Origin of the sequence: Chryseobacterium ureilyticum, from assembly GCF_900156735.1 — a bacterium.
Lineage (GTDB): Bacteria > Bacteroidota > Bacteroidia > Flavobacteriales > Weeksellaceae > Chryseobacterium > Chryseobacterium ureilyticum.
On record NZ_FTOL01000002.1, the window covers coordinates 748,942 to 772,914 of the forward strand.

At 35.5% G+C, this 23,973-nt stretch carries 13 protein-coding genes; 10 read left to right on the forward strand and 3 right to left on the reverse strand.

Annotated elements, in window-relative coordinates; genetic code table 11:
- Nucleotides 1–25: 25 nt before the first annotated feature.
- Nucleotides 26–2,914, reverse strand: coding sequence for a SusC/RagA family TonB-linked outer membrane protein (locus BW983_RS09630; protein ID WP_076551739.1), 2,889 nt, complete (start codon nucleotides 2,912–2,914; stop codon nucleotides 26–28).
- A 373-nt stretch (nucleotides 2,915–3,287) separates the two neighbouring features.
- Here BW983_RS09630 and BW983_RS09635 point away from each other — a divergent pair, with 373 nt between their 5' ends.
- The 10 genes from BW983_RS09635 to BW983_RS09680 all read left to right on the forward strand — a co-directional run bounded on the left by BW983_RS09635 (nucleotide 3,288) and on the right by BW983_RS09680 (nucleotide 18,650).
- A complete protein-coding gene (locus BW983_RS09635) occupies nucleotides 3,288–4,076 on the forward strand; it encodes an SDR family oxidoreductase (protein ID WP_076551740.1) in 789 nt (262 codons plus the stop codon).
- 220 nt (nucleotides 4,077–4,296) lie between these two features.
- On the forward strand, nucleotides 4,297–5,727 hold the full coding sequence (locus BW983_RS09640; protein WP_228408993.1) for an autotransporter assembly complex protein TamA: 1,431 nt from the start codon (nucleotides 4,297–4,299) through the stop codon (nucleotides 5,725–5,727).
- 283 nt (nucleotides 5,728–6,010) lie between these two features.
- On the forward strand, nucleotides 6,011–9,169 hold the full coding sequence (locus BW983_RS09645) for a SusC/RagA family TonB-linked outer membrane protein (protein WP_076551742.1): 3,159 nt from the start codon (nucleotides 6,011–6,013) through the stop codon (nucleotides 9,167–9,169).
- Between the two features lie 20 nt (nucleotides 9,170–9,189).
- Nucleotides 9,190–10,707, forward strand: coding sequence for a SusD/RagB family nutrient-binding outer membrane lipoprotein (locus BW983_RS09650; protein WP_084184404.1), 1,518 nt, complete (start codon nucleotides 9,190–9,192; stop codon nucleotides 10,705–10,707).
- An 83-nt stretch (nucleotides 10,708–10,790) separates the two neighbouring features.
- On the forward strand, nucleotides 10,791–13,139 hold the full coding sequence (locus tag BW983_RS09655) for a phosphocholine-specific phospholipase C (protein ID WP_076551743.1): 2,349 nt from the start codon (nucleotides 10,791–10,793) through the stop codon (nucleotides 13,137–13,139).
- Between the two features lie 186 nt (nucleotides 13,140–13,325).
- Complete coding sequence (locus tag BW983_RS09660; protein ID WP_076551744.1) at nucleotides 13,326–13,892, forward strand: hypothetical protein; 567 nt, start codon at nucleotides 13,326–13,328, stop codon at nucleotides 13,890–13,892.
- 109 nt (nucleotides 13,893–14,001) lie between these two features.
- Nucleotides 14,002–14,802: a WxL protein host-binding domain-containing protein gene (locus BW983_RS09665; RefSeq protein ID WP_076551745.1), complete on the forward strand. Its 801-nt coding sequence runs from the start codon at nucleotides 14,002–14,004 to the stop codon at nucleotides 14,800–14,802.
- On the forward strand, nucleotides 14,795–17,548 hold the full coding sequence (locus BW983_RS09670) for a COG1470 family protein (protein ID WP_076551746.1): 2,754 nt from the start codon (nucleotides 14,795–14,797) through the stop codon (nucleotides 17,546–17,548). Before BW983_RS09665 ends, BW983_RS09670 begins: the two co-directional genes overlap by 8 nt.
- Nucleotides 17,545–18,066 carry a hypothetical protein gene (locus BW983_RS09675; RefSeq protein ID WP_076551747.1) on the forward strand — a complete coding sequence of 174 codons (522 nt, stop codon included), beginning with the start codon at nucleotides 17,545–17,547 and terminating at the stop codon, nucleotides 18,064–18,066. Before BW983_RS09670 ends, BW983_RS09675 begins: the two co-directional genes overlap by 4 nt.
- A gap of 8 nt (nucleotides 18,067–18,074) precedes the next feature.
- Entirely contained in the window at nucleotides 18,075–18,650 is a 576-nt protein-coding gene (locus BW983_RS09680) for a hypothetical protein (RefSeq protein WP_076551748.1), read from the forward strand.
- A gap of 105 nt (nucleotides 18,651–18,755) precedes the next feature.
- Here BW983_RS09680 and BW983_RS09685 read toward each other — a convergent pair whose 3' ends face one another.
- Nucleotides 18,756–20,651, reverse strand: a complete 1,896-nt coding sequence (locus tag BW983_RS09685; protein WP_076551749.1) for a SusD/RagB family nutrient-binding outer membrane lipoprotein — start codon at nucleotides 20,649–20,651, stop codon at nucleotides 18,756–18,758.
- Nucleotides 20,652–20,664: 13 nt separating this feature from the next.
- Nucleotides 20,665–23,571 carry a SusC/RagA family TonB-linked outer membrane protein gene (locus tag BW983_RS09690; RefSeq protein WP_076551750.1) on the reverse strand — a complete coding sequence of 969 codons (2,907 nt, stop codon included), beginning with the start codon at nucleotides 23,569–23,571 and terminating at the stop codon, nucleotides 20,665–20,667.
- Between the last annotated feature and the right edge of the window lie 402 nt (nucleotides 23,572–23,973).

Sequence of the window (23,973 nt, forward strand, 5' to 3'; positions counted from 1 at the left end):
TTTTTTTACTTTTTTGATATTAAAACTATAATCCGACTTCCACTCCAAAGATGAATGAGCGGGACTGAGGATATCTTCCGGTATCTACCCCATAAGAATTCATTCCTACTTCAGGATCGAAACCTTTATATTTTGTAATAGTGAATAAGTTATTGGTTGTAATATAAACTCTTACTCTGCTTACATCTAACGATTTGTAAAGCTCTTTAGGCAATGAATATCCTATTGTAAGGTTTTTCAATCTCAAGTAAGATCCATCTTCTACATAAAAGTCTGATACTTTTGAATAATTTCCTGCAGGATCACCGTGTACTACTCGTGGAATATTGGTATTGGTATTTTGAGGAGTCCATGCATTCAGAATATCCCTTTCCATATTATAATTCTGACCTGTTCCCCCCGGATTCAGAGAAATAAATTTCAGCCCGTTAAAAATTTTATTCCCATATACTCCCTGGAAGAATACGTTCAGGTCAAAGTTTTTCCAGGTCATGTTATAGGAAAATCCGTAAGAAAATTTAGGATAAGGACTTCCCAGATTGACAAAGTCTGTATTGTCAAGAGTTCCTGTATTCCCATCTTTTTTCAGGAACTTAATATCTCCGGGTTGTGCATTAGGCTGAATCAGATTTCCCTTGGAATCTCTGTAATTATCAATCTCTGCCTGAGACTGGAAGATCCCTCCTGTCTTGTATCCATAAAAAGAATATAACGGATCTCCAACTTTTATGCGGGTAGGCTTCAGTACTCCTCGGATACCATTATCGTTTATAAATATCTCATCTACATTAGCCAATTGCTTCACCGTATTTTTTAGTTGACTAAAAGTAGCCCCGATAGAATAGGTAAAATCTCCTGATTTTTTACTGTTATAATTGATTCCTACTTCATATCCTTTATCTTGAAACAAACCTGCATTTACATACTGGTTTTTATACGTAGAAGTACTTGGTAAGCCTACATTAAAGATCTGATCTTTGGAATTTTTCACAAAGTAATCAAACTGTAAGGAAAGGCTGTTTTGTAGGAAAGAAGCATCTACTCCAAAGTTAGTTTGCTCAGATTTACCCCATTTAAGATCCGGATTAGGACGGGTTGTAGCATAATACGCAATATTCTGAGATGGATCTTTACCAAAAATAATATTATTATCTCTGGTCATCAAAGGATTCACTGCTTGTGATGAAATACCTCCAAGATTCCCCAAAATACCGTAACTTCCTCTAAGCTTTAAGCTGGAAAGCCATGAAATATCCTGCATGAAGTTTTCTTTGGAAACCACCCAAGCCCCTGAAAGTGCATAATAGTTTGCAAAACGATTCTGCTTTGCCACCAATGATGAACCATCACGTCTTCCCAATACACTGACAATATACTTACCAGCATAATCATAATTTACCCTTGCAAGGTAAGACACTAATGCCTGCTTGTATCTGTAACTTGAAACATCCTTATTGGTATCTGCTGCATTCTGAAGATATTGGAAAACCTCCGCTTCACTTCTGAAGTCAAAAGACTTGGCAAGGAACCCGTCTTCAGTCGTTTTTTGGAAAGTAAAACCACCAAGGAAATCAAAATTATGTTTACCAAGAGCCAATTTATAGGTAAGAAGCTGCTCTGCAAGAACTGTAGCGGAATTGTTGGATTGATATTCCAGATTATTGTTATCAAAAATCTTTCCTACTTCAAGAACCCTGTAGGTAAAGTTCTTTGTATCTCCTAACTTAAATGTTTGTGAAAAATTGGATCGGAATTTTAAATCTTTTGCCAATGTAATCTCTGCATAAGGATTGATCAAAATCTCATGTGTAGGATTTCTGAGATTGATTCTTTTAAGATAAGCTACCGGATTGATCATATCTCCATAACCACCTGCTACATTGATCGGCAATCCAGAATAAACACCTGATGGTGTATAGACAGGAACATTTGGTGGATAATACATTGCCGCTACAATGGCGCCTGTATAACCACTTTTTGTATCTGCTGTATTTCCGTCGGAGTAATTATAGTACATATTTTCTCCGATCGTCAACCAGTCTTTTATTTTATGTTCAGAATTAACCCTGAAATTATATCTTTTTGCTTGGGTATTTAATAGAATTCCTTCAAGGTTTCTATGATTCATCCCTACGAAATACCGGGACTTTTCATTTCCGCCACTAAGATTCATATTGTATTCCTGGATTGTTCCGGTACGGAAAATTTCTTTCATCCAGTCTGTCTTGGTAATTCTTCCTTCAGGATATAAGTCAGGATTGAATGCTTTTGGTAAACTTCCAAGATTTTTTGCATTCTTAAATGCCTCATACATCACATCCTGAAATTCAGCTGCATTTAAAGATTCTTTTAATCGCCATGCCTGATTCACCCCATATTTAACATCAAAATCTACTGTCAGATTTCCTTTTTTCCCTTTCTTAGTCGTAATCAATATTACCCCTCCTGAAGACCTCGCTCCGTAAATGGCTGCTGAAGCATCTTTAAGAACTGAGATATCCTGAATATCATTCGGGTTGATAGAAGGTGTTCCATTAAAGACCACTCCATCTACAACGTACAAAGGAGTCTCACCATTGATACCTCCCAAGCCACGAATATTTACTTTAGGTGAACCGTTAGGATCTCCTCCTTCGTTCACTACAGTAACTCCCGGAGCTTTTCCCTGAAGTACATCTCCTACTCCTGATAAAGACCTGGAAGTAAGCTTATCCAAAGAAGCTTCGGTAACAGCGCCGGAAACTTTACTCTTTTTCTGTGTTCCGTACCCAACAACAACAATCTCATCGATGGATTTTTCTTTTAAGCTGTCTTTTTTTTGAGATAGGAACATCGGTGAAGCTGATATTGCACCAATAAGTAATACCCTACCCGTTAAATAAGCTACTGAGACAGGGGTTTTAAATACAATCATGACATCCTTTTTAATTAGATGCAAAATTAGAGCAGTACCTTACCTCTCTTCATTAACACTTCCTTATGTTTTTATTAACAATTTTTAGACATTTTCATTTACAACTTAACATAATTAAAATACAACACACTGAAAAACAAAACAGTAAATAAATAAAGTAATTATTTTATTTATATTCTATACATAATTGATATTAAGTTTCTTTTAAGTTTAAAATCAATTAGAGAAAATAAGACTATCATTTTAAAAACATTTTCAGAAACAATAAATAACAGAGTTCGTTATTCTTTTTTTACATTTGCTGAAAATAGATTTTACCTTGTTCAGCCAATGAAGAGGAAAAAATTAAACATTATAAAAATCATAGGATTACATGACCATTATTATCACAGGAACCTCCTCAGGAATTGGATTTGCACTAGCCGAATATTTTGGTAAAAAAGGACATAAAGTATATGGTTTAAGCCGTAAGTATACGGAAAGCCAGTACTTTCAATCTATCCCCACCGATGTTACTGATAACACTGCCGTTCAGAATGCCATTGCAGAAGTTCTGAAAACTGAAACCAGAATTGATGTTCTGATCAATAATGCCGGAATGGGAATGGTAGGAGCCGTAGAAGATTCTACAAAAGAAGATATCCTAAAGCTTTTCAGTCTGAATCTTGCAGGTGCCGTTCAGACGATGAGTGCTGTTCTTCCAAAAATGCGTGAGAATAAATTTGGAAAAATCATCAATGTATCCAGTATTGGAAGTGAAATGGGACTTCCTTTCCGTGGTTTTTATTCCGCTTCAAAGTCTGCACTGGATAAAGTAACTGAAGCGATGAGGTATGAAGTGTATCCTTGGAATATTGATGTATGCTCTCTTCACTTGGGAGACATTAAAACGAATATTGCAGATAACAGGGTTATTGCACAGGTTTCTCAACCGTATAAAAATGTATTTGATAAAGTATATTCTTTAATGAATGCTCATGTAGACGAAGGAACAGAGCCATTGGAAGTAGCAGAATACATTGAAAAGCTTTTAGGAAAGAAGAAGTGGAAAGCTCATTATTATTTTGGTAAATTCGGGCAGAAAATAGGAGTTCCGTTGAAGTGGCTTCTTCCGCAGAATACTTATGAGAATTTGATGAAGAAATATAATAAACTGGACTAGTTTCAGTTATTAAAAAGTTAATTAATTACTTTAAACCTTACTAAGCATTAAGCTGTTTCTAAAAATATTTTTTGTCCTGTTCTGCGTTTTTGTACAAGCGCAGAAGAAGCAGTATTGGCTTATTGACACTGAAACAAAGGTTAAGAAAAAAGTAAAAGATTCCGTTTCTGCGGTAAAGTTTCTGGATTCACTGGCTCAGAATAATTACTTTTTCACTCAGTTGAAAGATGTAAAAATAAAAGGAGACAGCACAGAGATTTTTTATGACAAAGGAAAAAACTTTAACGAAACCTACGTCAACCTTTCCGATTCTATTGCTCAGAAACTGAAAATTCAGAAAGATTTTTTTACGAAAAATTTAGATTCTACAAAGAAAAGCATCAACAAAAGTTATATTGATGACGGATATTCTTTCAGCAGGATCAAATCCAAATATAAAGGGCAGAAAAACGGTTTTCCCATTGTAGAGCTTGACATCAACAAGAATGATAAAAGAACAATCAACGGTTTTGTTGTAAAGGGTTACGAAAAAGTTCCAAAAAGGTTCATCAAAAACCTGGAAAAGGAATTTAAAGGGAAAAATTATGATGATAAAAATCTGCTGGCTATCAACAAAAACTTTCAAAGTCATCCTTTCCTGATACTTGAAAGACAACCACAGACTTTATTCACCAAAGATTCTACCAATATTTACCTGTTTCTCGAGAAGAAAAAGACCAATACCTTTGATGGGGTGATCGGTTTTGGTAATGACAAGACTGATAAGTTTACCTTAAACGGAACGATGAACGTCAATTTCAGAAATATGTTCAATGGTTTTGAGGCAATTAATCTTTACTGGCAGAGAAACCCGGATAAAGGACAGACTTTCGATCTTCAGGTGGATATTCCGTATCTTTTTAAGTCTAATATCGGGATGAATACAAAGGTGAATATCTACAGACAGGATTCCACATTCGCGAATGTAAAGTTTCTTCCTGCTTTTTATTATCATATTAATAACCGTAATAAAATCGGTCTTCGAGCAACGCTGGAAACCTCAACGATTATTGATACTTTATACACACAGGGAAGAGATTACAACAAAAAAGGAGTCGGGATATGGTTTGAAATGACAGAGCCTACAGACATTGATCTTTTTCTTCACAAAACAAGAATCAATGCAGGATACGATTATTTAGCAACAACTTATACCAAAGGAAATATAAGGTCTACACAGAACCAGTTTTATTTCTCGGGAGAACATAATTATCATATTTCCGGAAACCATTTTCTGAATATTAAAGCAGAAGGAGCCTTAATGGATTCTAAAATGGAGCTTTCTACCAATGAATTGTATCGTTTTGGGGGCTGGAATTCCATGCGGGGTTTCAATGAAAATTCCCTTGCCGCCGACTTCTATTATTATGGAGGCTTGGAATATCGGTACCTCATAGGTAATCAGGCATTCTTTGACCTCTTTGGACAATATGGACAGCTTAATAATAAGTCTTTGAATGTAAAACCTAAGCTCTACAGTGTAGGGCTCGGTTTCAACTTCTTTATTCCAATCGGGCTGATGAGCTTCCAGCTTTCTAATGGTAATGAGTTTGGAAATCCTTTCAAATTCAACGATATCAAGATTCACTGGGGAATTTTGAGCAGATTTTAGGCGGAATGTAAGCTGACTGAAATTATTGTAAGGCTACTATTTTAATAGTCTGCTCATGATTAAACGCTAATAAAAGTATTTCATTTATTTTTAAAATTTCAATAGGTCCTAGCTTCCAGCTTTCAGCCTTATATAATAAAACAAAATTCTCTATACAAAGAACCTTTTTTATTTTACCAATTCATTAATTATTTTCACCAATAAATACATAAATCGTATTTTTATTTTAATATGACCTTAAAATTCAGGTAATAATGCACGATTAAATTTGCATTCAAAAAAAATGAAGAAAACTTTAGCCACGTTTGCAGTTTTTTTACTTCCTTTATACATTACAGCTCAGGAAATTAACATTTCAGGAAATGTAAAATCTGAAAACGGCACCAGTGTTTCAGGCGTCAACATCACCGACAAAAACACAGGAAAGACCGCTACAACAGACGAAAATGGGAATTTTACCATTTCAGCCAATCCTAAAGATATCCTTGAGTTTTTTTCACCTGATTTTTCTTTATCCACGGTAGAAGTTTCTTCAAAAAGGCAATATTCTGTTGTTTTGAGGAAAACCAATGAAAAACAGATTGAAGGTGTTGTAATTACCGCTTTGGGAATTGCCAAGAAAAAGGAAAAGATTGGATATTCTACACAGGAAGTGGGGACGAAACAATTTGAAACGATCACCACTCCGAGTATTGGTAATTTATTTTCAGGACAGGTAGCAGGATTGAATGTTTCTAACCCGACGGGAATGCAACAGGCTCCACAGTTTACCTTAAGAGGAAATTCCAATTTGGTTTTTGTGATTGATGGAGTGATTGTGGAAAAAGAGGTTTTCCAGAATTTAGATCCTAATAATATTGAAAATATCAACGTATTGAAAGGAGCTACAGCTTCTGCTCTTTATGGATCAAGAGGAAGATACGGAGCTATTCTGATCACAACAAAAAGCGCTAAGAAGAAAGGATTCTCCGTAGAATTTTCACAAAACACGATGATTACAGGAGGGTTTACCAATCTTCCAAAAACCCAGACGGAATATGGTAACGGTTCTCACGGAAAGTATGAGTTCTGGGACGGAGCTGATGGTGGCGTGAATGACGGAGATATGATCTGGGGACCGAAGTTTGTTCCAGGATTAAAAATTGCTCAATGGAATAGCCCTATCAGAGATAAAGTAACAGGACAGGTAGTTCCCTGGTATGGAGCAGTAACAGGCACTCAATATAATGACAAATCAAGATATGAGAGAGTTCCAATTGAATGGAGATACCATGACAACTTAAAAACTTTTCTAAAGCCGGCTGTTATCAACAATAATAATTTTGCGATCAGCTACAGAAACAATAAAGATGTGTACAGACTCTCCGGAAACTTCATGAATTATGATGACAGAGTTCCGAATTCGTATCTTCAGAGATATGGAGTGAATTTTTCTTCTGAAAACCATATTGGAGATAAATTTGTTTTTGACACTAAGTTTAATTTCAATCAGACTTTTACACCGAACATGCCCAACTACGAATACAATCCTAGTGGACACATGTATACAATCCTTATCTGGATGGGTGGTGACGTAGACGGAAAAGCTTTAAGAAATCATATGTGGATTCCTGGAAAAGAAGGAGTAGCACAGGCAAACTGGAATTACGCATGGTACAACAATCCTTGGTTCGGAGCTGAATATTATAAAAATCAGAACAGAACGAATATTATTAATGCTCAGACTGGATTAGAATATAAAGCGACAAAGGATTTCTCAGTAAAAGGTAAAATTTCCCTTGTTGAAAACCATAGCAAATCTGAGATATTCAGCCCATATTCTTATTTCAACTACAACGCTCCAAGAAGTGGAGGTTATATTCTAAAAGATCTAAAGACATGGAATCTAAACTATGATGTACTTGCTACTTATAAGAAAAAGATTTCTGAGAATTTTGATTTTACTATAAATGCAGGAGGTTCAGCATTTTACTTTAAAAACAATAATAACGAAACCTATACAGACGGTTTAAGAGTTCCAGAAGTTTATACTTTTGAAAATTCCATCGGAGCCATCAAAAAATACAGATACCTGAAGGAAAAACTGATCTACAGTGCATATTCTACGATTGACATTGGGTTATATAATGCATTTTTCATCAATATCTCAGGTCGTAACGACTGGTCTTCTACACTTCCTAAAGCCAACAGATCTTACTTCTATCCTTCAGCGTCCATAAGTACTGTGATTTCTAATCTAGTGAAAATGCCTGAAGCGATCAACATGCTGAAAGTTTCTGCTTCATGGGCAAAAGTTGCTTATGATTTCCAGCCTTACTCCATCAGGAATTATTATATGAATGATAAAGGAATCGCCTATAATGGTAACCCTACTTTCCTTTTTCCGACTACGCTCAACATTGAAAATTCTTTAAAGCCTGAACAGACCAAATCTTACGAATTAGGACTAAGTGCAGGATTCTTTAATAACAGAATCACTTTAGATGCAACTTATTTCAGAACGCTAGACTACAACAACATCCTTGAGTTCCCAAGTGCTGAATCTTCAGGTTTCACATCTCAATATGTAAATGGTAATGAATATACCACCAAAGGATTTGAAATCTCCCTGGGAATGGTTCCTGTAAAAACGTCTGATTTTACCTGGAAAACGTTGATCAACTGGAGTACTTACGAACAAAAACTGACGTCTATTTATAATAATATGTCTAACTATAATAACATCAAGCTAGGTGAAAGAATGGACAGCTATTATGATTATACATGGCAGAAATCCCCAGACGGAAAAGTAATATTGGATGCGAAGTCTGGAATGCCAACGAAGGCAAATGCTCCAAGTAACCTTGGGCATTTCAATCCGGACTGGACTTTCGGTTTCAATAATACCTTCAAGTATAAAAAACTGTCTTTAAATATCGGAATTGATGGAAGTATCGGAGGTATCATGAGATCTCAGGTTGTGGAAAAAATGTGGTGGGGAGGAAAACATCCAAACTCTGTTGCCTACAGAGATCTTGAATATGCAAAACCAGGAACTTACTACTTTGTACCGGATGGTGTAAACTACGACCCTGCTACCGGAAAATATACTCAGCATACGAAAGCCATCAGCTTCCAGGATTGGGCACAGAATTATCCATATCAGGCAAGGGTAACACAGGATGAGAGTGAAGAATTTGCGAATGTTTTTGACAGAACCTTCATCAAGCTAAGATCAGTGGTACTGGAATATGATTTCTCTTCATTACTGAATCCAAAAGGAATGATAAAAGGATTTACAGCGAATATTTCAGCTTACAATCTTGCCATGTGGAAAAAATCAAAGAATCTTTATTCAGATCCTGATTTCCAGATTAAAACGGGAAGAAAAGATGATGTTACGAATGATATTCAGGATCCTTCAAGCAGATGGTTCGGAATCGGATTTAATCTTAAGTTTTAACTAAAAAGTACGTCAATACAATGAAAAATAATATAAAGGCAAAAGCACTCAAAAGTAAAACAGCCAAAAGGTTGATGAGGTCAGTATTTTTTGCAGGATTACTGTCATTAGCTTCTTGTGAATCCAGTTTGGATCAAATCAATGACAATCCTAATGATCAGGCAACTATTGATCCTAAATATCTCTTAACGTATGTTTCAAAAAACACTTTCCAGGTGAACGGAGATAATATGTATGCTTCAAGGATGATGATAGGAACAGATGGTGAAAATACCTATCAGTATATGAAGTGGGACAATACGTCTTTTGAAGTGTATACCAAACAGCTTCTGAATACGGTAAAAATGATGCAGGAAGCAGAAAAAATCAATAATAAAAATTATATTGCTGTAGGCAAATTTCTAAGAGCTTACCATTTCTTTAATATCAGTTTAAGAGTCGGCAGCGCTCCGTATTCTGAGGCTGTAAAAGGAGAATTTGGGATTACACAACCTAAATATGATACTCAGGAAGTGATCATGTCCGGAATTTTATCAGAGTTAAAAGAAGCCAATGACCTCATCAATACCAATGATAAGATTGAAGGTGACATCGTATTCAACGGGGATGCTCAAAAATGGAAAAAACTGATCAATTCTTTCCGTCTGAAAATTTTAATGACATTATCTAAAAAAACAACGGTAGGAAATTACAATATCGCAACGGAATTTGCTTCTATCGCAGGAAGCCAGCCTTTAATGACTTCTATTGCAGATAATGGAGAACTTAAGTTTGTAGACGCGGCAGATAGCAGATATACAATGTTTAATAATAGTGGATATGGATCCAGTTTATACATGGCAGATTATTTTATCAATCTGTTTAAAGACAGAAAAGATCCTCGCTTATTTACTTTTGCCGCACAAACTACCGGAGCCAAAGAAAACGGAAAAGCCATTACAGATTTTACAGGATACAACGGAGGAAATCCTACGTCTTCTTATTCTGACAATGCAGAGTTGATTACTGCCAAAAATATTTCAAAAGTAAACGATCGTTTCTATAAAGATCCTACCAATGAACCTTCTTCGGTTTTAAGTTATTCTGAATTAGAATTTATTCTGGCAGAAGCTACGGCAAGAGGTTGGATTTCAGGATCGGCAAAAATTCATTATGACAATGCAATCAAAGCCAGCTTTACTTTCTATCAGACCTATGTAAAAAATCCGGGACAATATTTTGCAGGTTTTGATGTAAACCAATATCTGGCAACTCCTTTGGTTGTTTATAATAATTCAGCTCCTCTACAGGAACAGGTTGAAAAAATCATCACTCAGAAATACATGACCATGTTCCACCAGGCACAATGGACCTCTTATTATGATTATTTAAGAACAGGATTCCCTAATTATCCTTTAAAGCCAGGTGTTCCGGCACCATTCAGATTCAGATATCCCCAGTCTGAGTACAATTATAACAGCGCTAATTTAAAGGCAGCACTTTCCGCACAATACGGAGGAAATGACAATATCAACTCCAAACCTTGGTGGTTACAATAGAAATCTGACTTATTTTTACACAAAACAAAGAAATCGCAGGAAAATCCTATTAACTTGCGGTTTCTTTCTTATTACGACTGATCATGAACAGAAGAGAATTTTTAGAAAAATCAAGTATTTTATTAGCCGGATTAGGAACTTCAAGTGTTCTTCATCCTTCTATTTTAAAGGCATTAGCCATTGAACCCGCTGCCGAATCCACTTTTTATGATGCTGAGCACGTTGTTATTCTGATGCAGGAAAACCGCTCATTCGATCATGCTTTTGGGGCGCTTAAAGGAGTAAGAGGATTTTTAGATAAGAGAACTTTTATAAAACCGGATGGTCATTCTGCGTTCTTTCAAAAGGGAAATAACGGACAGTATGCAGCTCCTGCACGCCTGGATCTGAGAAACACCAAATCTACATGGATGAGCTCTCTTCCCCACTCATGGGATAATCAGCAGCATGCATTGAATAAAGGAAAATATGATCAATGGCTTCAGGCAAAAGCTTCGGGCAATAAAGATTATAAAAATATTCCGCTTACATTGGGATATTACAACCGTGAAGATCTTCCGTTTTATTACCAGCTGGCGGATGCTTTCACGATATTTGATCAATATTTCTGTTCTTCATTGACAGGAACCACGCCTAACAGATTATTTCTTTGGTCTGGAACATTAAGAGAACAGCAAAACGGAAAGGTAAAAGCCAACGTCGTTAATGAAAATATTGATTACGATAAGGCAAAACAGGCAAAGTGGAAAAGTTTCCCTGAGATTTTAGAGGAACAGAATGTATCATGGCGTATTTATCAGAACGAGATCAGTCTTCCGAAAGGATTATCTGGAGAACAGGAAGCCTGGTTAAGTAACTTCACAGACAATCCGATTGAATGGTTTGAAAAGTATAATGTAAAGTTTTCAAAAGGATATTATGAAAATATTCCTAACATGATTTCTTCTTTAAAAAAGGAAATCGAGAAAAATCCTGCTCAAAAGGAAAGATTGGAAAAGATTATTGCAGAACTTAAGGACGATCAGGTAAAATATCATCCCGATAATTATTCCAAGCTTTCTCAAAAGGAAAAAAATCTACACGAAAAAGCGTTTACAACCAATCGTAATGATCCTGATTATCACAATCTGGAAATCGGAAAGGATGAAAACGGAGAAAGACTGGTTGTTCCAAAAGGAGATGTTTTATTCCAGTTCCGTAAGGATGTGGAAGAGAAAAAGCTTCCGTTGGTTTCATGGCTGGTAGCTCCTGAACATTTCTCTGATCATCCTGGTTCACCATGGTATGGTGCGTGGTATATTTCTGAAGTTTTGAATATATTAACAAAAGATCCTGAAACATGGAAAAAGACGATTTTCATCATCAATTATGATGAGAATGACGGATATTTTGATCATGTTCTTCCCTTCGCTCCACCAATGAATCCAAGCCAACCTGTTGACATGAATGGAAAAGAAGGTGTAGAATATGTAAACAAATCTCAGGAATATATGTCTGATCCTAAGCTTAAGGATTATGAAAAGACAGAAGGAACTGTTGGACTTGGTTACAGAGTACCGATGATCATTGCTTCCCCTTGGACTAAAGGAGGTTTTGTAAACTCTGAGGTATCTGATCATACTTCTGTATTACAATTCCTGGAGAAATTCATCATGAAAAAATATAGTAAAGATGTTCATGTTGACAATATAAGCGATTGGAGAAGAGCAATATGCGGAGATCTTATTTCTGCTTTCAATACTCCTAATATAAAGGCTCCACAGATGAATTATATTGATCAGAAAGATTTTGCAAAGACTATCAACTCTGCGAAAAACAAACCTGTTCCTAATCTGAAATGGTATTCCGAAAATGAATTGAATGATCATCTTCTTGAGGTTCAGGAAAGAGGAATAAAACCATCCAACCCGCTTCCGTATAACTTCCATGTCAATTTAGAAGGGAATCAAATTAAAATGGCTAATCTTAAAGATAATGGAGTTCCGTTACTTCTTTATGACAGAACTAAGTTTAATGATACAACTGCCTATCATTTTTCATACGCTTTATATTCAAAGCAAGAGCTGTCACATTCTGTACATTCAGAAGCTTATGATTACGAAGTTTTTGGTCCGAATGGCTTTTTCAGGAAATTCAAGGGGAATAATATCCCTGAAATGAGTATTATTTTAGTTAATAATCCATCAAAAAATCAAATTGAATTTATTTTCAAGAATCCCAAAAAGGGAAATATCAGTTTAACAATGGAAAATTTCTACGAGAAAAGTAAAAGAACTTTTTCTATACAAAAGCCGGAAGAAAAAATGATTATTGATCTTGGTAAGAATAAAGGCTGGTATGATATTAAAATAGCTACAAACAGCAACACATGGCACTTTTCAGGAAGAATAGAAACTGGAAAAGTTTCGGTTTCTGATCCTCATTGGGCATAAAAATAATTTCAAAAAAAGAAGAGAAATCCTGCACACTTTGTGCAGGATTTTTTATTTTCAAAACTATAATAATTCACAATTATATATCCCAAAAAAGATCAAATAATCAACAATATAAAAATTATTATAAATTTATTTCATATTATATTGATTTTAATTATATTCACCTAACTAATTATCAGCATCATGAAAAAACTAAAATTAACGATTGCAATGTCTTTATTTGCAGTTGCTGTATCTGGAAATTTAAGTGCCCAGGATAACAATACCGATAATCATACGATCACAATTTCTATTCCTGAAGTTGCACTGGTAGACATTGAACCTGCCGCTACAAAAAATATTACACTTGGATTCTCTGCTCCTACAGAAGCTGGTAACGCTATTATTCCAAGTGCAGCTAATAATACACTATGGCTTAACTATTCTTCCATCAAATCTGCTGCACATCCTACACGTAAGGTAACGGTGAGTCTCAATAAAGTCATTCCCGGAGTAGATATTTATGTGACAGCTGCGTCTGCAACCGGATCAGGAGGCGGTCTTCAAGGTAATTCCGCAGGTCTTCTTACATTGAATGCTACAGATCAAACAATTATTTCAGGGATAGGAAGTGCCTATACAGGAAATGGTGCCAATAACGGACATAATCTTACGTATGCTCTTGCTGCCGGAAGTGGTGCAATCTATGACAATCTAGAGGCTACAGCAGTTGGCTCAGTAACTGTTACGTATACAATATTAGATAACTAGTATTCACTAGATTTTATCCCGATCCATATTCAAAAACAAGGAGAAATTGTCTTTCAGTTTCTTCCTGTTTTTGTATTTATTTTAATCATTTAACTCTATACATTACATAATGACAAAGCGTATCCTTCTTTTGGTCACCCTGATATTACAGTTCAGCTTTTTACATGCCGGCATTGTGATTCTCAACGGGCTTACGCATTCCTACAAAATAGAAAACGGAAAGGTTTATAAAGGAAAAATAGCTATTGAAAATACAGATACTCATCCTCAAAGTGTAAAATTGTTTTTACAGGACTTTACTTATCATGCAGACGGAACAAACAATTATACTGCCATAAAAACAAACAAAAGAACCAATGGGGAATGGATTAAACTAAATACCAACCTAATTACGCTTAAAGGGAAAGAAAAAACAGAGGTATTTTATGAAATTACAGTACCCAATCAGATAATAGATCCCGGAAGCTACTGGAGCGTACTGATTGTAGAACCTGTAGAGGATATAAAACCTAGTGATAAAAAAATCGGGGTCAATATTAGTTCTATGATACGCTATGCGATTCAAATTATTACAGATTTCGAAACTGAACAAGCAAAGCCAGACCTGAAATTTGAAAGTGTAAAGGTAGAGAAAGAAGAAGGTAGACAAACTGTAAAAATTGCAATAGCCAATAACGGTAACCTCTATTGTAAACCCACAGCTTCCATTGAAATCTACAACCGTAAAACAGGAGAAAAAATAGGAACTTACTCAAGTTTAACTATGGGTTTGTTGCCTTCTACATCAAAAATTTTCCCTATCGATATCAGTAAAGTCCCACCGGATAAATACAACGCAACTATAATGACAACCGATGAAGAAGAGAATGCATTTGCACTCAATGTGGAACTAGAAGTAAAAAATGATTAGAACCTGGACATTATTTATAATTATACTCTTATTTCCGGTAATTACTTTTTCTCAGAACCAGTCTGAACGATTGATTAGTAAAAAAGATAGCCTTATGCCGGGAATGTCTACTTCTATTCCCTTCACTCTGGAAAATAATTCTGCTGAAAATAAAATATATGATATTTCAGCTACAACATCAAGTCCTCACATTACTCCTATTTTAGCAAAAGGAGAATTTCAAATTAATGCACACCAAACTTCTGTATATCTTGCTCCTGTTCGTATTGCAGGGGAGACAGCACAAGGTAATTATACAATTACTTTACAGATTACAGACCGCGAGAGTGGAATATCTTTGGTGAAAAATTCAACGATTACTATATCCGCAAGCAGAAAAATTTCCCTTACTGCATTAAATTCTCCTGAATTCATCAGAGCCGGAGAGACCATCCGTTCATCGTTTTTATTAAAAAACATTGGCAATATCACTGAAAACATTGTTCTTGGCAGCAGAAACGGAATCGTTGATGATGATCATCTGCTGACATTGGAACCCAACGAATCAAAGGTAATCACAGTTCATAAAGTAACCAGTCCTGATCTTCCGCAAAATGAATTTCAAAATCTAAATCTTTCAGTATATTCAAAAGACAATCCTAAGGAAACTCAGGATGTGTATGTAAGCACACAAGTTATCTCGATCAAGCCCTCCGAATCGGATATATATCACAGGCTTCCTATTGTAGCTTCTCTTTCTTTCATCGGAATGAAAAATATGGGAATTTACAAGGATGGTTTTCAGGGAGAAATATACGGAAAGGGAAGTTTAGATAAAGACAATAAACATCAAATTGAATTTCATGCCGCTACTCATAGCCCTATTGAGCTCAATACATTTACGCAATATGAAGAATATTTTGTAAACTATAAAAGGGATAAACTTTTCATTCATTTAGGTGATAAAACGTATTCGTCTTCCTATTTGACGGAATTTGCACGATACGGACGAGGAGCAGAAATCCGCTATGATTTCAATAAAGTAAGCTTAGGAGCCTTCTATAATCGTCCTCGTTTTTTCAGGGATATTAAGGATGAGCTTAATATTTATTCAACATTTAAAATCCGAAAACAGTCTGAAATTACTGCCGGATACCTTTACAAAACGCCTATGAAGGAGGAAGGGAATTTCAGAAATACACAATTAGATTCTGAAGCTCATCTCCCTTATACAAAGGCAAAAGTTAAAATTTCAAAAAACATAAGTCTTTCCGGAGAATTTTCCTACAGTACCACGAAGGATAGGGAAGGGACAGCTTATATGGCACAAGCTGATATCAATTTTGATAAAATCAACGGGAATTTAATCTATATGAAAGCCAGCCCTGAATTTGCAGGATATTTCACCAATACCAGTACTGTAAGCGGATACATCCAGTACAGGTTATCTAAAAAAATCAATGTTTTTGCTAACTATATACAGGACGCTAAAAATTTTCAAAGGGATACTTTATTTCTGGCAGCTCCTTACAGAAAGTATTTTCAATATGGTGTACAATATAAATATCTGCCGAGCGGATCTATCATGGTTAATAACGGTTATCAAAAATATCAGGATCGTTTAGAACCCAAACAGTTTGATTATTACGAACGTTTTTTTAGAATCACTGTAGATCAGCGTATTGGGATATTTCAGATTAATATTAACGGACAATTTGGAAAAACGGACAATTATCTGACAGGTTTTAACGGTAATTCAAGTTTATATACGGCTAATCTTTCTATTGAAAAATTCAAAACTTTGTTTAGCATTTATGGAAGTTATGGAAGTACTTCAAGGTATCAACTGCAAAATCAAAAGCAGCTGTATTATGGAGCAAGAGTTTTCAGTAGATTTACTGATAAAACAAGCTTAAGTATTTTCTATCAGAACAACTATATTCCCGAAGAATACTTTAAAGACAGAAATTTATTTGAGCTTATATACCATCAACAGCTATTTCCAGGAAATTCACTGGATTTTTCAGGCAGGTATTCCTTGCAGCGTGGAGAAATAGGAGATAAAGATTTCATATTCTCGATGCGCTATACATGGAGTCCCAATATTCCGATACAAAAAATTGCAGAATACACTTCTCTATCAGGAAATATAAGCAATCTCGGCATAAAAAAAACAGAAGGTATCAGATTAATGCTGGGCAGCTATCTATCTGTGACAGACAAAGAAGGAAATTATATGTTTAAGAATGTAATTCCCGGGAATTACTTCCTTGAAATAGATCGCTCAACTACTGAGATCAATGATATTCCAACAGTTGTTTTTCCTGCAGCGTTATCTCTTCTTAACAAAGAGAATGTTTTTAATTTCGGAATAACTACTGCAGCCAATATCCAAGGGCATATTCATCTTGCAGAAAACCTTGAAAAAGATCAGACAGATATTGAAACATTACAGAATAAAACGGGGAAAAAGAAAAGAGAAAGCATTATTATAGAAGCGATCAGCAATGATCAGACCTTCCGTAAGATCTGTTTCATAGATGAAGATTTTGATTTTACTTATCTCCGACCTGGCGATTGGTCTCTTAAGCTTTATAGAAATGGTCTGGATAAACTTTATAAGATTTTAACTGATAAATTCCAGTTTACCTTAAAATCAGGAGAGATAAAAAAAATAAATGTTCAGATTGTTAAGCAAAAGAGAGAAATCAAATACCAACAGGAATCCCTGAAAGTAGGATATAATGAAATAAAAAATAAGAAATGATTTTGAAGCGCGCTATAATATTAACCACTTTCATTCTATCCGGATTGTTGTATTCTCAGGCTACTGTTACTCTTACATTACCTGTAGTGACTTTGATGGATGTAGAACCTACCGGAAACATTACGCTGAACTTTACAGCACCTACTGAAGCAGGAAATCCTCTGGGAAACCCAACTCCCAATACTTCAAAATGGATTAATTATACTTCAGCCATTACTTCAGGTGGCGCTACCAGAAAAATAACGGCTGCTGTGAATCAGGTTATTTCCGGAGTGAATATCAGACTACAGGCTGCTGCTGCATCCGGAGCAGGAGGTGGAACATTGGGAACTCCATCAGCACAGGTTACTCTTACAACCACACCTGTTACAATTATCAGCGGAATTGGTGGAGCTTATACGGGTAATGGGGCAAATAACGGGCATCGTCTTACCATTTCCCTCGTCCCAAGCACCTATGCTAATTTAGCCAAACAAGACAATATATCTGTAACAATCGTGTATACCATCACAGAATAAAAAATGAAATGAAAATCAATAACCATTATATCAGAAACATTTTCTTACAAAGGAATCTTTATATTATTTTTTTAATAATGGGTTCTTTCTTTGACGCTCAGACGGTAAATGTTTCGGGAAACTGGTCACCTGTTATTCCTGCTATTACCGAAGCAGGAAATAATTATGCAGGAACTTATGACAATACCACTACTACACCTACAACAATCACTTTATCCGGAACGTTACCCGGTTCTTTCCTTAATCTTCTTTCAAGTTCTGGCGCAAAAATGACAATGCGCTACACCCCCAACCCCTGGAATAATTCATTAACTCTTTCTGCAAGAAGAACTGGAGGATCAACAACAATACATGGAGTTTGCGTCCTTTGCACATCAGCTATCAATGGAGGAACTACTTATATCCCCATATCGCAGACTGCTGATGTAACGTTTTTAACTTTTACCTTTAGTGGTCTTTTAGGACTTGGGAATAGTGTAAGTTTCGCTGATGTCAACTTAATTTTACAGTTAGCAGGAGTTTCTGTAACAGTTCCAGCCAGTACGTATAGCGCCCGTGTGGTTTTCACCATCGTTGCCAATTAATGTAATTGGAAATCATAAATTTTTGATCATTAAAATTTTAATGATCAATAAAAAAACAATCCTTCCCAAAATTTGGAAAGGATTGTTTTTTAAAGCATATTCAATTTAATGTTTTGCCCACCAAAGAGGTGTAAGAACTGCATCTTGTCCGCCCAATAGCTGTAATGCTTTTGCATATCCGTCCTGGTCTGTATTTCTGAAAGTACTTGGATATCTTAATCTCTGAGGGAAATTCTGAATAGAGTTGGTCATATAATTTCCTGAATTCAAATTCGGTAAGTTAACCAATGGTGTTTCTACCGCCGGGTTTTCAAAGAAAGGTAATCCCAGTCTTCTCTGATCACTCCATGATTCCAGTGGAAGCCATGGCATATTGGCAATATATTTTTGGGTAATGATTTTTGTAAGTTTATCATTCTTCACCGAACCATTCTTGTAAATCGTATTTACAGGATATTTAATATCTACCGAAACTAAATTTCCGGTTGCAGGATCTTTATATTTCATGACATGAGTAGCTCCCGGCTCCGTTGTATGAGAATAAGAAACAGAAGTTCCATCACGGTTATAAGCTGTTGAGGTAATGTATTGCCCGTAGAATTGTGAAACCCCATTATAAACAAAACTATCCTGAACCCCTTTATTATAAGCTACTTCATCACTCATAGGAACAGCCCAACCTTTCAGAGCTGCCTCCGCCATCAGGAAGTACGTTTCCCAACTTGCAAAGAAAATTCGGGAGTTTTTACCTTCTCTATATTGTTTCCCTAAAGCCGGCATACAGCCAATAACACCTCTTAATCCATTTCTCTGTCCTTTTACACCCCAATTCCCTATTGCAGTCGTATTCCACGTATTTATGGTATTGATTGTAATTTTGGAACCATCAGCAAAAGTAAGATCTCCATGATTGGTAGTTGCCTGATTGGTATAAGTAGGATAGAGTGAGTAAATCGGATTGGTGAGATCTCCAGGAATATAAAATGTTTTATACGCTCTTGGGTCTATTGTATTCGGAAGTCCGTCCAACCAGTATCCTGCGCTCGGATCATTGGTCAGTGTGGAGAATTGCTCATCATATTTTATTCCGATATAATCAGAATCTTTTACTGCGGTATGCTGAGCAGCCGGTAATTGATCTGTAGAATTTACTCCTCCTAAGCCAATATACATATTATTAAGAGTTGCAGATAAAATCTGTGAATTCCATTCTCTGGACATTACTCCTGATAAAGGATTCCAGCCTGGATCTTCTTTTACTTTAAAATTATCATCGCTTGTACTGATCAGCATATTAGAATTCGCAGCTGCTTCAAATTCCGTTTTTGCTTTTCCTGGATCTACTTCGGCAATTCGCATGGCAATTCGCATTCTCATGGAATTGGCATATTTAACCCATTGATTCCATTTAAATCCATATACCATATCATAAGCATTAGGATTTGCAGGAACAGGTTGGTTCACATCCATTTTAGCAGCAGCATCTTTCAGCTCTTCCAAAATAAAATAATACACCTCTTTTTCAGAATTAAAACCTGGGTTTATTCCTTTAAATGCCTGAATCGGCTGCGGACCAAAGTTATCTGAAAATTCACTCATTAAATAAGCTCTCCAGATTCTGGCTACCTGGGTAAGATTATCATAGTGAGATTTGCCTTGACCTATTGCTTTCTTTTCATTAATTATTTCAATAGTTGTATTGGCATTATTCAGCCATTCTGAAATTCCTTTCCAATATTCTACAGTCCAGGAATCATCATAGGATCCACCGGCAATTCCTGTTGTCAGGTGTTGTCTTGCCGCAGTTTTCCAATAAAGAACAAAAGTACGTTCAGCAATATTGGGATCCTGTTGAGCTCCTAAAATAGAATTGTTTAAGAAATATTCCGGTTCAGCTTTATTAATATCTACTGCAAACGGATCATTATTCATGTCTTCAAAATCATTACATGATGTACAAACTGCAGCTAGTGTAACGAGAGATAAAATATATTTTTTCATGATGTTATTGATGTTAAAAACCTAATGTAATGGTGAATAAATAAGATCTTGTGGTAGGGAATGAAAGGTTTTCAAATCCTACAGCGTTAGAGTTGATCGCAAATACAGATTCAGGATCTATTCCTTTTGCTTTACTGTAAATCATCCATACATTATTGGCAGTGAAAGAAACTTTTGCACTTTGCAATGCAAACTTTTGAAAAATACTCTTTGGGAAACTGTAAGATACCTGAACATTTCTTAATCTGATATTGGTAGCATCATAAATATTCTGTTCTGTAATTCCAAGGTTTCCTGCCGTTACAGCTGCCCAATAATCCTGCTGTGTAATTTCCTTTGTATTGGAAGCATACCCACCTCCAGTTTGCTGCACTACTGCATCAAGAACAAAATTGTCTCTTCTTCCTCCGGGAGCCGTATCTTCTGCAAGTCCTACTTTTTGTAATGCTGATTGAGTAGAAGAATAAAACTTCCCGCCAATACGTCCATCAACCTGGAAAGAAAGCCCAATATTTTTATAACTAAAGCTGTTGGTAAGCCCAAACAATGCGCGTGGAGTCTGATCTCCCAAGTAATGCTGATCAGGAGTTGATTGAGGTAGTCCGTTAGCTCCTACAATAAGTTTTCCGAAATTAGGATCATTAGCATCCTCTACTCTTAAGAATTTTGTTCCATAGATTACTCCAAAAGGTTTATTGAGCTCTGCAAAGAATGTAACATTATCAAAACCATCTAATGGGTATTTTGAAATAGAGCCATAAAGCTCTTTTACTTCACTCTTTAATTTCGAGAAATTAGCATTTACATTCCAGCTAAAATTTTCCTTTTTAAAAATATCAGTATTCAATACCACTTCAATTCCACTATTGTGAAGCTTTCCTCCGCTTACCTTCATATTATCGTATCCTGAAAGTGGGTTCATAGGTAAATTGATCAGTTGTTTTACCGAAGTATTAACGAAATAACTTACATCTAGTGAAAGTCTGTTAAAAAACTTAAGATCTGCTCCCACTTCAAAAGTTTTTAATTTTTCAGCCTGTAAAGTTGGATCATAAAGAGTCTTTACTCTTCCTAAAATAGCATGTCCGGTAGGATCAGCGGCTAGTCTGTAAACATTATATAATTCGTAAGGATTTAAACCATTCCCCGTAGAAGCATATGCAGCACGAAGTTTGGCAAAAGTTAATGTTTTAGAAGTTGTACCATTCAGTTTATTCAACATTTCCGTTAAAACCAAAGATGTACTTAGGGCTGGATAAGAATATGATCTGTTCTCTACACTTAAAGTTGAAGACCAGTCATTCCTGAACGTAGCATTAATAAACCAATATCCGTCATAATTAATTTCCAATGCCCCAAAAACGGAATTAATTTTCTTCCATATATCAATCTCGTTATTAGCAATACCTGCAAGATCGCTGGTATTCGTCACACTAAAAACATTAGGAACAATTAAGTTTTGAGTACTAAAATAAAGAGCTTTAGTTCTTGTTTCCATTAATTGTCCATACAATGAAAATGAACCGCCCCATTTACCAAATAAATTATCCTGTTTAGCTGTAATACTCGCTATATAATTATTTTCATAAAACTTCTCTTCACTGGTAGCATATGCATTTCTTCTTGAAGAACCTGTCCACACCCTTGCATCTGCATTCAAAGCGTAAAAATCAGTTCCTAATCTTACATCGGCACTTAGCCAGTCATTAAACTGATATTTAAGGTAGCTATTCAATAAAGCACGGTCTTTTTTATCGGCATTAAGGCTGTTGTATGCAGACCAGTAAGGATTAATACCATTTGGTGAAATCCAGTTCGACATTACATTGTTTTGCGTTTGCCCATCACGGTAATTACGGATATCAACATCCTGTGGCATAAGAAGAATGTTCGAATAATAATTACCATCCCCTCTTCCTCCTGCAGGTCTGTTTTTAGCTTTTGTACTTATATATTGTACTTTTACTTCTGATGTCCATCTTTTTTCTCTACCAAAAGTAGAATTCATTTTAGCCATCAAATTGAATCTCTCAAATTTGGAATTTGGAATCTGGCTATTGTCATTTAAATAATTGAATGAGGTATACAAGCTTGTTCCTTCACCCAAATTTTCCTGAAAGTTTAAAGTATGCTGCGTATTGATACCCGTCTTGAAAAAATTACCCAGATTATTATATCTCTGTCTATTTGCTCCATCAATTGATGGTCCCCATGAACTGGTATTCTCACTGTTAGCAGGATTGGCAATTCCATTTTGTCCTAAACCAAAGCTTTTCTGCATGTCTGGTTTCATAAAAATAGTTTCAAATCCTAAATTGGTAGAATAAGTAATTCCAAGTCCTCCTTTTTTCTTACCAGTTTTAGTGGTAATGAGAATAACACCGTTTCCACCTCTCGAACCATATAATGCAGATGCTGCACCTCCTTTAAGAACAGAAATACTTTCTATATCTTCTGCATTAATATCATTCAACCCATTTCCCATATCCAGGTCAGGATTCCAGAAGTCATTATTGTAGTTTCCATTATTCTGCTTGGGTTTTACTCCCATACTATTACTCAGAGGAACTCCGTCTACGACAATCAGAGGTTGGCTATCTCCTTTAAGAGAATTAAAACCTCTTAAATTAATCCTAGATGATGACGCTGGACCAAAGCCTCCTTTAATGACTTGCATTCCGGCAACTTTACCAACTAAAGCATTAGTAACATTTGTTTCTTTTGCATCAACAAGTGCCTGCCCTTTTACATCCTGGAAGGAATATCCTAATGTTTTCTTTTCTTTTTTAACTCCATAGGCTGTTACAACAACTTCATCAATTTTTCCAACTTTAGTAGAGTCTGTGTTCTGTGCAGATAATCCAGTCAAGCAAAAAAATAAAGATGAAAGAAGCCCTACCTTAACTATCGTTCTATTCATAATTATATTTAATTTTTTAAAATCAAATATAATATTTTAACAGTATTTAATAATATACCAATAAAAAATAAGCTAAAATCTTAAGACATCATTGAAAATATGAAAGTTATACTTGAATATTTGAAAAAATATATTAAATTTTAATCGATATAGAAAAATTTTGGAATGTAAAAAGCTATATCAAGAAATAGAAATATGACATATTATCATCTTAAGAAAGACAATAAAATAATGAGTATGGGGGAGTTTTTGTTGGGTAATTGTGTATTTAAGAATAGTTTTGGATATAGTGCTCTGGCTATAGAGCAAAAAAAAGTCTCATACATTACTGTATGAGACTTTTAAAAATAAAATAAAAACTGGCGGCGACCTACTCTCCCGCGTTAGCAGTACCATCGGCGC